The sequence below is a fragment of the Brevibacillus daliensis genome (assembly GCF_021245735.1).
Classification (GTDB): Bacteria; Bacillota; Bacilli; order Brevibacillales; family Brevibacillaceae; genus Brevibacillus_B; species Brevibacillus_B daliensis.
In genome coordinates, this window is the sequence record NZ_JAJISB010000001.1 from 70,231 (window position 1) to 83,171 (window position 12,941).

General features: G+C 41.2%; 12 protein-coding genes. 4 read left to right on the forward strand and 8 right to left on the reverse strand.

Annotated features, from left to right (window positions below):
* Window positions 1-30: 30 nt before the first annotated feature.
* The 3 genes from LM917_RS00365 to gpr all read right to left on the reverse strand — a co-directional run bounded on the left by LM917_RS00365 (window position 31) and on the right by gpr (window position 2,712).
* The gene (locus LM917_RS00365; protein WP_232695410.1) at window positions 31-330 is read right to left on the reverse strand and encodes a DUF3679 domain-containing protein; all 300 of its coding nucleotides are present in this window, start codon (window positions 328-330) and stop codon (window positions 31-33) included.
* Between the two features lie 14 nt (window positions 331-344).
* Window positions 345-1,508: a stage II sporulation protein P gene (spoIIP, locus tag LM917_RS00370; RefSeq protein WP_232695411.1), complete on the reverse strand. Its 1,164-nt coding sequence runs from the start codon at window positions 1,506-1,508 to the stop codon at window positions 345-347.
* Window positions 1,509-1,605: 97 nt separating this feature from the next.
* Window positions 1,606-2,712, reverse strand: coding sequence for a GPR endopeptidase (gene gpr, locus LM917_RS00375; RefSeq protein WP_232695412.1), 1,107 nt, complete (start codon window positions 2,710-2,712; stop codon window positions 1,606-1,608).
* 161 nt (window positions 2,713-2,873) lie between these two features.
* On the opposite strand from gpr, the gene rpsT reads away from it, so the two are divergent.
* Entirely contained in the window at window positions 2,874-3,140 is a 267-nt protein-coding gene (gene rpsT / locus LM917_RS00380; protein ID WP_232695413.1) for a 30S ribosomal protein S20, read from the forward strand.
* Window positions 3,141-3,403: 263 nt separating this feature from the next.
* Here rpsT and holA read toward each other — a convergent pair whose 3' ends face one another.
* The 5 genes from holA to LM917_RS00405 form a co-directional block, all read right to left on the reverse strand.
* The gene (holA, locus tag LM917_RS00385) at window positions 3,404-4,450 is read right to left on the reverse strand and encodes a DNA polymerase III subunit delta (protein ID WP_232695414.1); all 1,047 of its coding nucleotides are present in this window, start codon (window positions 4,448-4,450) and stop codon (window positions 3,404-3,406) included.
* Window positions 4,451-4,543: 93 nt separating this feature from the next.
* Window positions 4,544-4,762, reverse strand: coding sequence for a hypothetical protein (locus tag LM917_RS00390; RefSeq protein WP_232695415.1), 219 nt, complete (start codon window positions 4,760-4,762; stop codon window positions 4,544-4,546).
* A gap of 394 nt (window positions 4,763-5,156) precedes the next feature.
* Window positions 5,157-6,302, reverse strand: coding sequence for an anti-sigma factor family protein (locus LM917_RS00395; RefSeq protein WP_232695416.1), 1,146 nt, complete (start codon window positions 6,300-6,302; stop codon window positions 5,157-5,159).
* Window positions 6,299-6,847: an RNA polymerase sigma factor gene (locus LM917_RS00400; RefSeq protein WP_232695417.1), complete on the reverse strand. Its 549-nt coding sequence runs from the start codon at window positions 6,845-6,847 to the stop codon at window positions 6,299-6,301. Before LM917_RS00400 ends, LM917_RS00395 begins: the two co-directional genes overlap by 4 nt.
* Window positions 6,848-6,918: 71 nt before the next feature.
* The gene (locus tag LM917_RS00405; protein WP_232695418.1) at window positions 6,919-9,303 is read right to left on the reverse strand and encodes a DNA internalization-related competence protein ComEC/Rec2; all 2,385 of its coding nucleotides are present in this window, start codon (window positions 9,301-9,303) and stop codon (window positions 6,919-6,921) included.
* A 232-nt stretch (window positions 9,304-9,535) separates the two neighbouring features.
* Between LM917_RS00405 and LM917_RS00410 the strand changes: the two genes are divergently transcribed.
* The 3 genes from LM917_RS00410 to LM917_RS00420 all read left to right on the forward strand — a co-directional run bounded on the left by LM917_RS00410 (window position 9,536) and on the right by LM917_RS00420 (window position 12,916).
* A complete protein-coding gene (locus LM917_RS00410; protein ID WP_232695419.1) occupies window positions 9,536-9,940 on the forward strand; it encodes a deoxycytidylate deaminase in 405 nt (134 codons plus the stop codon).
* Window positions 9,941-10,045: 105 nt separating this feature from the next.
* Window positions 10,046-11,983 (forward strand): asparagine synthase (glutamine-hydrolyzing), encoded by a 1,938-nt coding sequence (asnB, locus tag LM917_RS00415; protein ID WP_232695420.1) that lies wholly within the window; start codon window positions 10,046-10,048, stop codon window positions 11,981-11,983.
* A 129-nt stretch (window positions 11,984-12,112) separates the two neighbouring features.
* Window positions 12,113-12,916: a helix-hairpin-helix domain-containing protein gene (locus LM917_RS00420; RefSeq protein WP_232695421.1), complete on the forward strand. Its 804-nt coding sequence runs from the start codon at window positions 12,113-12,115 to the stop codon at window positions 12,914-12,916.
* The last annotated feature ends 25 nt before the right edge of the window (window positions 12,917-12,941 follow it).

Sequence of the window (12,941 nt, forward strand, 5' to 3'; positions counted from 1 at the left end):
ATTCATTTGATGCTACTTCATAGTAATCCGTTAAAAGAATCCTGAGAGCCATTGTATCGCTGCCTCTGTGTTTTTCTTCACCCACAGTCCGATTGACTCACCTGTTTGACTAACGTAAGTAACCATCTTCTTTGGTTCGGTCCTGATTTGCTTGCCCATCACGGCGATATCAACCTGATTTTGATTCACTTTGGTAACTGCAAATGTCTGTGATTTTTGCTCCTCGCTGCCATCAATCTTTTTCATGCCTTGCTCTGCTGTCTGCATCCCAACAACAATGCCAACCAGCAGTAAGATGACCATACTAATAAATTTGATCGTATGCGCCATCCAACTTCACTCCTCTACCTTGTACCGTTAGCTGACGGTTGCTCCTTACTTACCTTCTCCGCTTGCATATAGTAATCTGCAAAAACCTCTGCAAATGCATCTGCTGTGCTGTATACTTCCTGCAATGTGTTGTTAGTCCCGCCAAACTCTAGTAATAGACTACCCGAAGAGAAGGACTGATTATACTCTCCATCACCATCTTTTATTCCTCTTGCTATCACACCTCTTGATAGACCTGGGTATTTCTCTTCCACTAGCTTGTTTAGCTCTACTGCCAGTTTTTCATTTTCCTTATATTTTCGGTTTCCTGTCCCGATTACAAACATGATTCTGGCGTAAGTTTTTCCATTAATGGTTACGGCTGTTTTCTTACGAGGTATGTCAGCATCCCGATGTATATCAAAATAATACTGCAAAGATGGATTGCTCTTGGCTGCCTCTTTCACAGATTTGAACGACTCAGCATAGGCAAGTGGGTATAATTTATTCTGGTCAACTAATTGCTGTATGATATCACTTTGATTCACCAATGAACCTATTCCTTTTTCATTCAGCTTCGTACCTAGACGTTCACTAACTAATGAAATATTTGTTTTGGGATGTTGTACATCTTTTGTTATTCCTTCTACATTACTCCATGATTCCCGATTATGAGTTGTATAGACAAATACATTTTTAATGGCTGGCGGAGTTACATGCGGTTTTTTATCTTCATTAGGAGGTCCAGGTTTGGTAACGGGCGGCAGTACCTCTTGTTTTCCTGTGTCTATTTCACCATGAGGTGCTGCTGATTCCACGAACAGATCTTTTAACTCCAACCCCTGTCCTGGAACGATAATCCGTGCATCCTCATACGTCAAGATTCCAGGAATTTCTCTGCCCAACAGACTCCGCAAATCTCCGGGATATATCCCCGTAGCTAATTGAAAGAAAAAGCTCGAAACCGTAGATTTTTCCGGTTCTCCTTGTGCTTGTACCGTTTTATGCAGGGCAGGGATTTCCATTCCCATCACATCCAGTAGCATCGTACCTGGCAAATTGGATGCAGCTCTACTAATACTGCTTGAGTATAGTAAATCTCGTTGGCTCGTTTGAACGATCAACAGACTAATCATGACGAATAACACGGCTGTTCCTAGGGATAGCAGTAAAAAATAACGTTGTAAAAGGGTGCCCATACTCTCTCTTCCTCCTCTGACTTTCGGCTCCTAATACCTTATACTATGCCGGTCATAGAGTAGATAGAACGAACACCCTCTCATTTTCTCTTACAATCTAGTGAGTATAGGAAGCTGCGTTTTCTTTCGAGACTGCCGGGTGCAACGCTTGGTTTAATCCAGTAGCTACTACATTGGAGATACCTTCCATAAAATCATCTACTTCTTTTGGAGTAACAACCAAGTCTTGCCCTAACGGTCGCAATACCTCATGAATTAACTGTCTTTTTTCCTCATCTGGCAACTGTCCGACTAGCCCCATAAACGTCCCTCTTGCTTCCATATCAGGTAAATCCTCTTCTGTATAAGGCTCTTTTCTTTCAGGAATCTCACTTGCTGTCAGTCGGTTAAAGGCTCGCTTACTCTCCTTCATTGTCTGGTTAAAGTGTCCCATTAAATAGGTAATCGCGTCATTTACAATGGTAGAAGCAAAAACAACTGTGGGAACCCCGATCGAAATGACAGGAATCCCTAGGGTTTTCTGATCAATTGACTTACGCTTGTTACCTACCCCAGATCCCGGGTGAATTCCTGTATCAGCAATTTGAATCGTAGTATTTACTCTGTGAAGGGCACGGGAAGCAAGGGCATCAATGGCGATAACAAAATCTGGTTTGCTTTTCTCCACTACCCCGAAGACGATCTCGCTTGTTTCAATACCGGTGATCCCTAATACCCCAGGCGAGAGTGCGCTTACTTCTCTATATCCTTCTTCAACTGATTCAGGTGCCAGTTCAAACAAATGTCTGGTAACTAGCAAATTCTCAACCACCATGGGACCCAGTGCGTCTGGTGTAACATTCCAGTTTCCAAGACCTACTACTAGTGCTTTCTTATCTTCTGTAATGCCCAGATCTTTCAAGAATCTAGCAATTTCTTCAGCAAATCTCTGGGCTACTACCGCCTCAAGCTCTGTATCGTTATCGCGTAATTTGGGTACTTCTATCGTGACATAACGCCCAGGTACCTTGCCAATTTGCTTTCCAGCTTCTTCATTTTCCACTTGAACACGTGTGACCGTGATCCCCGACTGACTCCCATCTACCGATAAGAACACACCTGGAAGATCACTTTGATTTTGTTCACGTGCCAATTCATGTGCCTCAACTGCCAAATCTGTGCGGATATTATAAACGGACAAGTCAATATTATGGATTTCGCTCATACTTAAAATACCTCCTTATCTATTTCCTAGTAGTAGGTTGCATGCTTCTTCCGTTTTTATTCTCAAAATCATTTCTTGCAAATGGATAAACCCCGTGCTAAAATACTATTTGTTGCATTTCTTTTGCTATTGGTTTTTTACTGCTTTAAGGAGGTGAAAGTATGCCAAACATTAAATCCGCTATCAAACGTACGAAGACTATCGAAAAACGTCGTGCACTTCGCACTTCCCAAAAGTCTGACTTGCGTACAACTGTCAAGAACTTTGAAAAAGCGGTTCTTGCTAATGACGTTGAATTAGCTAAAACTACCCTTATCGTAGCTGTTAAGAAGCTTGACAAGGCTGCTACGAAAGGTCTTATTCATAAAAACGCAGCTAATCGTCAAAAATCTCGCCTGATGAAAAAACTTAACGTTCTTTCTGCATAATGCATAAAGATATGTAAGCAGGCTAAAAACCCCGCAAACCATTTGGTTCGCAGGGTTTTTTTACTGTATCAGAAAGTATAAACTGCCGAGCTTCTCATCCTGATACGCATGAAAAACATCCACTATAGAAGAACCGGCTTCTTAGAAAGACTTCCATAGAAGTTTTTCTTACTATATGCAAAAATAGCGAGAAGTCCCCGCATTATGAATGAAAATATGCAGGGTAAACTCGCTTCTTCGATAACTCTCTGATATAAATTTTTTTATTGTACCTTGTTTAGTTCCATCGCTACCTTAGAGATAAACATTTCTAAGGCAAGGCGCTTGTCTGTCTGTCCTGATTTCATCCGAAAATCTTCTTCTGCCAGGATTGCAAGCAGATTACGCAAACTATTTTCCGAAAAATGCTTCGCCTGCTCCATGGCCTTTTTAACGGCAAACGGATGGACCTTAAGCATGGTGGCTAGTTGTTGCTGCGTGTATCCTCGCGGTGCCCACATCTTCACATGAAGAAGCATGCGAAACTGTCTGGATAAAAGAGCCAACAGCTTGATCGGCTCCTCTCCCATTTTGAAACAGTCGTACATGGTGCGGTAGGCATCCTGCTGCTTGCCCAAGACTACAGATTCCACCAATGAAAAAACATCCTGCTCAAGGGAACGAGAGGCCAGTAACCGAATGGTCTCTTCCGTAATTTCTCCTGGTTTATCGCCACTTTTTACATAAAGGGACATCTTCTCAATCTCTTTTACCAAAAGTCTCAATTCATTCCCAAGTCTATCCGTTAAGAGCATGGTGTTCTCTCGCTCAATGTGAGCGTCGTATCGCTTTGCCGTACGCTCCACCCACGCATATAGATCTTGATCTCGTAATGGCTGGAATGGCAGGACCAGCGCTCGTTGATGAAGCTGTTTGGTTAGTTTTTTCCGTTCGTCCAGCTTGTCTGCCTGTACATGAAGTATCAACGAACTGCTTGGTGATGGATTCTGTAGATAGTCCATCAGCGAATCGATGTTGTGTTCCACTTTTGATGGAGGCTTTGCCCCTGTCAAGAAGTACGCATTATCTGCGATAAGCAGCCTGTAATCGGCTAAAAATGGCAAAGTATTTGCTTCAACCACAATATCTTCAAGAGGAGTCTCGGCACAATCATATACCCCATAATTTAAATCAGCGTAGGTTGGGTCAACCATCTCTTTACGAAGCAGCTTGATGAACTCTTCTTTCAAGTAGGATTCAGCCCCATATAATACATAAATAGGAGCAAAGCGCTTCTCCTTAATATCCCTCATCGCCGCACGTACCGGCATGATAATCTCTCCTTTATTACCGAACCAATTTCATTTATTCATTATAACATGGAACGAGATTACCTGCCTGACATGCATCTTTATGGCTTTTCCTTATTCATCTTTCCATTTATCATAATGGGTATTCATACCCTTTTTATCTAAATAAATGGCCGCATCTGTACTATACATCTGGCTTAATGCAGTAATGATGGTAATCAGCAGAAATACAAAAAAATATCCAAGCATCATTTTACCCATCATGAAACATAATATGGTAATGCCTAATAAGATTAGCATAATAGAGATCATTACCTTTTTAATTGGAAACACTCTCCCCAAGAAAAAGTTAGGAACATCTTAAAAGTACCATATTTTACATTATGTGTATATTGGTATTACTTGCTTTCATGGTCCTATTTTGATAACGATAACCAGTTTTTCTGCCAACTTTATTTATGTACTCATCCCAACCTATATGATCTAATCAAATGAAAACGCCAAAAAACCACGACCAGCCCTTTGTCGTGGTTATACCAAGCATCGCTTTTATGTAAACGCAAGAGAGAAAGCCCCGGTTGCTTTCTCTCTCTACGGGAAGCAGGGGGTGCTTGATACCATATACTACGCAACAGAAAGAAAATGGTGCTTGTTTGTCAAAAAAATGGGAGATCTTACATAGCCCGATATAATTCACCCCATGACCAACTACGCTTCATTTTTTCTTCTACTCGTTTGATCCAGCATGTATTTCCTGCTTTTCAGTTTCTTTCTCTGATTCTTTTTTATCTTCCTTGTTATCTTCTTTATCTTTGTTTTGTTGAGGTATTGATTCCTGCTTTATTTCTTGCTCCCGTTTCTTCTGTTCTTCCAAAGCTGATTCAATCGCGTCTTCTACAACCTGTTCCAGCTCTTTCTGATCTTTGTCAAACTCAAGATTTGGATTCTTCTCCAGGAATTTTTCCAGCTCTTTCAACGCTAATTCAAGTGCCTTTTTTTTGCCTTCCGCATCAAGTTGCTCATATTTTTTCTGCTGATCTGGGAAAAGACCAAGCATCTTTTCTGATTCTGAGTTTGAATTGGTAGCTGCTGGATTCTTTGGCTTCTGAGATTTAGCAATGTCAAGTATATCCAATGGTTGCTTATCTGTTGGTAATCCTGCCTCCCCTTTGTTTCCAGGAAGGTCCGCAATTGCTACCTCTTTATCTGAGTCAGGTTTACTAGCAGGGTCCTCTTTGGCAGGTGATTTCTCACCATCTGAACCAGTCGAACCATTAGCTTCATGTGCTGGTTTCTGTTGTGTGTCTTTCTTCGGATCTTTCTTGGTTTCCTGTTCTTCCTTTTGCTTATTATCGCCAGACTCTTGCTTTTTGTCTGGCTTATTAACAGCAAGTAGTTCCTCACTCGGTAAGACCACCGTGCCAGCAACTTGACCACCGCCTTGCGATCCACCTGAAGTAGTTGTTCCTGTTCTATCATTCTGATTCGTTATGACGAACAAGCTTACTACCATACAGGCAGCTGCAACACCGCTACCCATTTTGGCAGCCCACACAGGAAAACGTCGCCGTTCTTTTGGCTTGTCTGCTTTTGGCTGCTTCAACTCTAGGCGTGCAAGAACAGGTGGTGCATTTTGTGTAGCAGGGGTTCTCTTGGATTGCTCCAGTTGAGGCAAGATCGCATCGACCAAACTAAAGGGCGGTGTAACCATAGGTAGATCTTCTAACTGAGATGATACTTTTTTCAATCGTTCATATTGAAGCATAAAATTAGGATTATTAGCCAAATAATATTGCAAGGTTTGCTTTTCTACATCTGATAAATCATGATCCAAGTCCCTTTGCATCAAGTCATAAATTTCTTCCTGCGTCATCCTCTTATCCCCCCCTTCTGATATTCTTGCAAGAGATTCTGCAATTGTTGCCTTGCCCGAAATAGATACGATTTTACAGTATTAAGCGGTACATTTAACAAATCAGCAATCTCTTGATATGAGAGATCCTGCAGATAACGGAGCACGACTACTGTTCGATAATGCTCCGGTAATTTTGCAATCGCGCGATGTATATCCTCTGACATATCTTGTAGCAGGATCGCTTCCTCTACATTTTGTTTGTCAGTGAGGGTTAGCTCATATTCATCAATGGAGAGGGTCTCCTTTTTTGCGCGAAAGCGGTCCATACAAATGTTACTGACGATTCGTTGCACCCATGTGGAAAACTTCGCTTTTTCCTGAAAGGTGTCAATCTTCCGGTAAACTCGTAGCAGCGCTTCTTGGGCTGCATCCATAGCGTCGTGCTCGTTGCCAAGGATATAGAAAGCGCTCCGGTATACAGAGTTCTCGATTGAGCGTAGCAATTCTACCAAAGCTTCGTGATCACCAGATTGTGCCCGTTTAATCAGGTCAGCTTCATTCATCAGCGCTCTCTCCTTCCTACAGACGATGACGAACTTCTGAAAGTTGCAGTCTTCTTTATTGTTATCGTTCTTCAATTTTGAATTAGTTGTGAAATAATCTGATATCCTGTTGGATCAATCGTCACCGTAATAGCACCATGTCTATCCGTCCTAAATAATTGGATACCAGATTTCTGTATGCGATCCACTACTTCTTGCGACGGATGTTTGTACCGATTGTTTCTTCCAACAGAAATTAATGCGACGTTAGGGTCCAATTTTTGTAAAAATGGAGCTGTTGTCGATGTTTTACTCCCGTGATGACCAATCTTCAGGATATCAATTTTTGGCAACTGGTATTTTTTGAGCAAATCTGCTTCTCCCTGCTCTTCCAAATCACCAGTAAAAAGAACTCGGGTTCCATATGCTTCCAGCAATAGAACAATAGATGCATTATTTTCGGATTCACTATGTTGAGTGGGATCAGGCGAAAGCCAGGTCCACGTTATCTCATCGCCGTCATTCCACTCCGCGGTAGCATAACCCGTCAAAAGATCCGTTTTTTTATCACGTAATGCCTGGTTCCATTCTTTCTCTTCGGCTGGTTTCTGTCCATTTAGCAAGACTGCACCTATTCGAAAATAAGGAAGAATGGCAGGTAATCCACCTACATGATCGTGATCGTTATGCGTCAGAATCAAATGGTCTATCCGCTCGATTCCCAATGTTCGAAGCGAAGGTAATACTATATCTTTACCCACTTCAAAGGGGTCCCGCCTCTTTTGCCACTCTTTCTTTGGAAAAGAAATCGTCCCTCCTACGTCTATCAGATATGTCTTATGGTTACCTATCTCAACTACTATAGAATCTCCTTGTCCCACGTCAAGAACAGTGATCTTGACCTGATTAACATTGGAAAAGGGCTGTCTCGCTGCCACCAGCAATAGTAACATGAGTAGGGAATAGAGGACGATATCTTTTTTGCGATGATACCCCTTATTCCACCACATACCTATCGCAATAACTACTAAGCTGTATACCGCTAGCCACCATATTGTCGGATGCGGCCAATGGGTAAAAGGAACCAGCCATGTATGTACATGGGAAAGCAGAATATGTAACCATGTTAACATAAACTCTGCCAGAAGGATCGGAATCGTTGTTAAAACCGGATGAATGTTTCCCAGGAAAAGTATGGTATATCCCAGTGGTAAAACTATAAAAGAATACAGAGGAACAAACAAAAAATTCACGATCCATGACAGAGGAGAATTTATATGAAATGTATAGATGATAACGGGAAAAGAGACTAGTTGAGAGATAACAGGAACACCCAATGCCGCCCGAAACCATGCTGGTCTGATCCAAACTACCTGCATACATAAAGGAACTAGTAGCAGCAAGCCTGCCGTTACCCCAAAAGACAATTGAAATCCAATATGCCACAATTGATAGGGATTATAGAGTAACATGCTAAGCCCTGATAGTCCAAGTAGTTGAAGCCCTTCAAGAGACTTTTCGCGAGATCTTGCCATTAGTCCAATCGAACCCATTAGCCCTGATCGTACAGCCGATGCACTTGCCCCTGCAAGCCCAACATATAAGAGTACAGAGCAGGCTGCAATCACGTAACTACTTTTTTTAGAAAGACCTACTTTCTCAAACACCAGGAGTAAGCAACCCGTTAATATGGTGATGTGAAGACCAGATATTGCAATTACATGCACAAGCCCTAAATCAGAATAAACAGTTTGTAGCTCAGGCTCCACCTCATCTTGCAATCCTAGAATCAATGATAGAAAAAAGCCACCTATTTCTTTATCTTGAAAAAGATTTTGAAGTAACCCGGCCTCATTTTTTTGCCAGTTTTCAAAAAAAGTGCGCCAATCGCTAGTAGTCCCGATTATTCTGATCGATTCACATTTTGACTCAGCTACGACATGCACCGCTTGCCAATGTAAATATCTTGCATAATCAAATGCATGTGGATTTCTTGCGGGATCAGGACGTTGAATCGTTACCTCGCCTTGAAACTGTTGACCAATTTGATAGCCTTCCACAATGGGTATCTCATTTTCTTGATCTAGTTTTAATCTGAATGAGACACGCTCACTGCTAGCGGAACATTTATTTTGTATGCACCATCCATTCAGACGTGCATAAAAAGTAACGATATCTCCATCTCTTTTTACGCCCGAATCAATCATACCCGTTACGATTGCCGTCGTTGGCTCCTCAACTATTTCATACAGGAGTGAATCGTGTTGATTATCGTACCAGTTAAAATACACAACACCTAATAAGACAACGAACGCTCCTGCCAAAATGTTACCTTTATTACTCATTTTTTTCATGAAAAAAATGGTAAGAACAATCACGCAAAACATTAGTAAAATAAATGGAAGACGAATCCAATCCCCAAGTATGAGACCACCCATATAAAGTAGGCAGATAATAAACCATCTATGCCATGCCATTCTATCCGATCCCCCATTCATCCCTTACGAAGAAGTATAAAAGGGTACGAACGGACAAAAAAACTGATCTCAGCCCCGTCACATACTAGTCGCGCATAGCTCTATGTGATTTGGCGTTCGACTGAGCAGTTTTTGACTACACTATAGTATAATGAATGTTAAACTAGTAATTTCTATACTGTATCGCTACAAGAATGTGTTTTTTCTTTTCGATAGGACAGAGGTGAAAAATATGAGAAAAACGTGGGATCAGTACTATTTAGACTTGGCTGAAGAGGTGGCTACACGTGCCACTTGCAACCGTCTGCAAGTAGGATGCGTTATTGTTAATCGCAATCATATTGTATCTACTGGCTACAACGGTTCTATTCACGGTCACCCTCATTGTACGGATGTTGGATGTCTATTAAAAGAAGGTAGATGTATCAGAACTCTTCATGCTGAAGAAAATGCTATTTTACATGCAAGGCGTGAAGATTTACCTGGTGCAACAGCTTATGTAACTCATGAGCCTTGTGAAAACTGCACAAAAAGGTTGAATCAAGCTGGCGTGACTCGCGTTGTATTCCGTAAAGCATACACAAGTGAATTTAACCAATATTTCATCGAACCGATGGAATGGATACATTTGGAATAGCCTTGGAAACGGGTATCAGTCACATTGCGTAACTACCCATTCCATGTTAGATTAAGATAGTGTATTTTCAGGGGACCACCCTGTGAGAGGAAGAGTCTATAATAAATGTGTGGAATTGTTTCGTTCTTTCAAAAACATAATGCTCCTGCTCAACTCGAAACGATTAAAAAGATGACCGATGTGATTATGCACCGCGGTCCTGATGATGATGGATTCCATGTGGAGGATAATATCGCTCTTGGTTTCCGTCGCCTTAGTATCATCGACGTTGCTGGAGGACATCAACCTTTATATAACGAAAATAAAGATATTTGGATTATCGGTAATGGTGAAGTATATAACTACAAAGAGCTACAAAATTGGCTAAAAGATTTAGGCCATGTATTTCGCACGGACTCCGATATTGAGACCATCCTACATTTGTATGAAGAAGTAGGTATGGACGCTCCCAAAAAGTTACGTGGTATGTTCGGGTTTACGATTTATGATAGTCGTAAGCGACTGCTATTTGGGGCTCGTGACCATTTCGGGATCAAGCCTCTCTATTATACGGAAACCGAAAATACGATTGCGATCGCAAGTGAAATTAAAAGCATCCTAGAACTACCAGGTTTTAACCGAGCAGTCAATCAACAAGGATTTTATCATTATTTAACTTTCCAATACGTACCCGATCCTGAGACGATGTTCGAAGGAATCTATCGAATTCCACCAGGTCACTCTTTTGTAGTCAAAGATGACAAGATTACAATCGAACAGTATTGGGATGTTAACTTTGAACCGGATGAGAGCAAACCATTCTCCTACTTTGTGGAAGGAACTCGCTCCATCTTACTCGACTCTGTAGACAAACATCGTGTCAGTGAAGTGCCTCGTGGTGCTTTCCTTTCTTCTGGTGTTGATTCCAGTAGTATCGTTGGAATGCTTCGCAAGTTTGAACCGGTCAAAACGTTCTCTATTGGTTCAGACATCCCTGGATACAGTGAGCTGGAATATGCAAAACGTACAGCTATTCATCACGGAACAGAACATCATGAAGTAATCATGAATGCAGAAAGATATTTACAGGAGTTACCTCGCCTCGTTTGGCATCAGGATGAACCTGTAGCCGATCCATCTGCAATATTGCTATACTTCGTTGCTGAACTGGCTAGCCAGCATGTAACGGTCGTACTGTCTGGTGAAGGTGCTGATGAGTTTTTCGGTGGTTATAACATTTATCGTGAACCTCATTCCTTGCGTATGTTCAAAAACATGCCTGGATGGATGAGATCTTCAATGCGTGGAATGGCAGAACATTTGCCTGAAAATATTAAAGGAAGAAACTTCCTCATCCGTGGTTCAAAAACGGTAGAAGAACGCTTTTTCGGAAACGCTCTGATCTTTAATGAGGAGCTTAAAGAGAAAGTAGTGATGGAAAACATCAAGCACATGGAAAATTACATATCTCCATTCTCCATCACAGAAAAAATCTATAAACGAGTGCAAGGATATGACGACGTAACCAAAATGCAATATCTTGATATTCATACTTGGCTACGTGGAAACATTCTTATGAAAGCAGATAAAATGACGATGGCTAATTCACTTGAATTACGCGTACCGTTCATCGATCCTAAAGTATTTGAGTTTGCTGCTACTATCCCAACCAAATACAAAATTGCTGAAGGCACAACCAAGCATGTTTTGCGTGAAGCAATGAAAGACTTTTTACCACCTGAAATCAAAATGCGTCCGAAGCTGGGTTTCCCGGTTCCAACACGTGAATGGTTGAAAAACGACTTCTATAAATGGGCAAAAGAGCTTATCTTTGAAGCTAAGGTTGACCACCTGATTAATAAAGCATATGTTCTTTACATACTGGACGAACACAAGGAAGGTCATGGTGATTACAGCCGTAAGATCTGGACGATTCTGATCTTTATGCTATGGCATCAGATCTTTATTGAACAGAAGTATAACTTTCAACAGTATGTAAGCCCTTCTGTAGAGCTTCGTCGTCAAAAAAATGCTCATGAAAATGAGAGCAGTATTGCTCAATAGTATGTTTGATCAATCATACGAACCTTTCATAATTGCTAGTATTTCTAGCAATATGAAAGGTTTTTTTGCGCTTAGCTCTGTCTTTTATTAGCCTGATAGCAGGAGATTTAATGGAGAGGAAGGATGTACATGTTGTATGATTTTTGGGAGCGTTATCGCAAGTGGTTGATGATAGTAGGATGCGTCCTTTTTGTGATCATCAGCCTTTGGCTTTATCCTTTATCAAATGCAAGCACATCTAATGATCTATTGCCAATCTCTTATTCAACAGAAGCTGAAGCGTCATCCTATTCTTTTGCAAAATCCGTAACTTCTGGTGAACGGACTGAGGAAGTAAGTCCCGACTTGAAAGTACAGCCATTTCAACAATCTCAATCTAAAGTTGAGGATTCTACTAAAACCGGGGTTAGCTCTGCTGGGATAAATACGAAAGACTCCTCTACATATTATATTGATATAAAGGGTTCGGTTAAAAATCCTGGAATGTATCAGTTCCAACAGAATGAACGTGTTTCACATGCTATTGAACGGGCTGGAGGATTCTTACCTTCTGCCAATACCCTGCAAGTTAATCTTGCACAAAAATTAACGGATGGCATGATCTTGTTTGTTCCAGATCGTAAGGACCAAAAAACTGTCAATGGACAATCAATGGTGATAACTCCAACTCCTGCTACAAATAGCATACCAACTATATCCGGCCAGCAACCTTCACCGAATGGAGACACATCATCTGGTCCAGCGCCTATAAATATACGTACTGCAACCAAAGAAGAGATTATGAAGCTACCAGGGATTGGACCTACTCGCGCTGAGGAAATTCTTGTTTATCGGGAACAACACGGTTTTACCAAATTAGAAGATCTGCGCAAAATTCCTGGCATTGGTCCAAAAACTTTTGAAAAAATAAAAAAAGCGGCTGTTTATGAATAAATAATTTCCAGTATTGATAATAGTT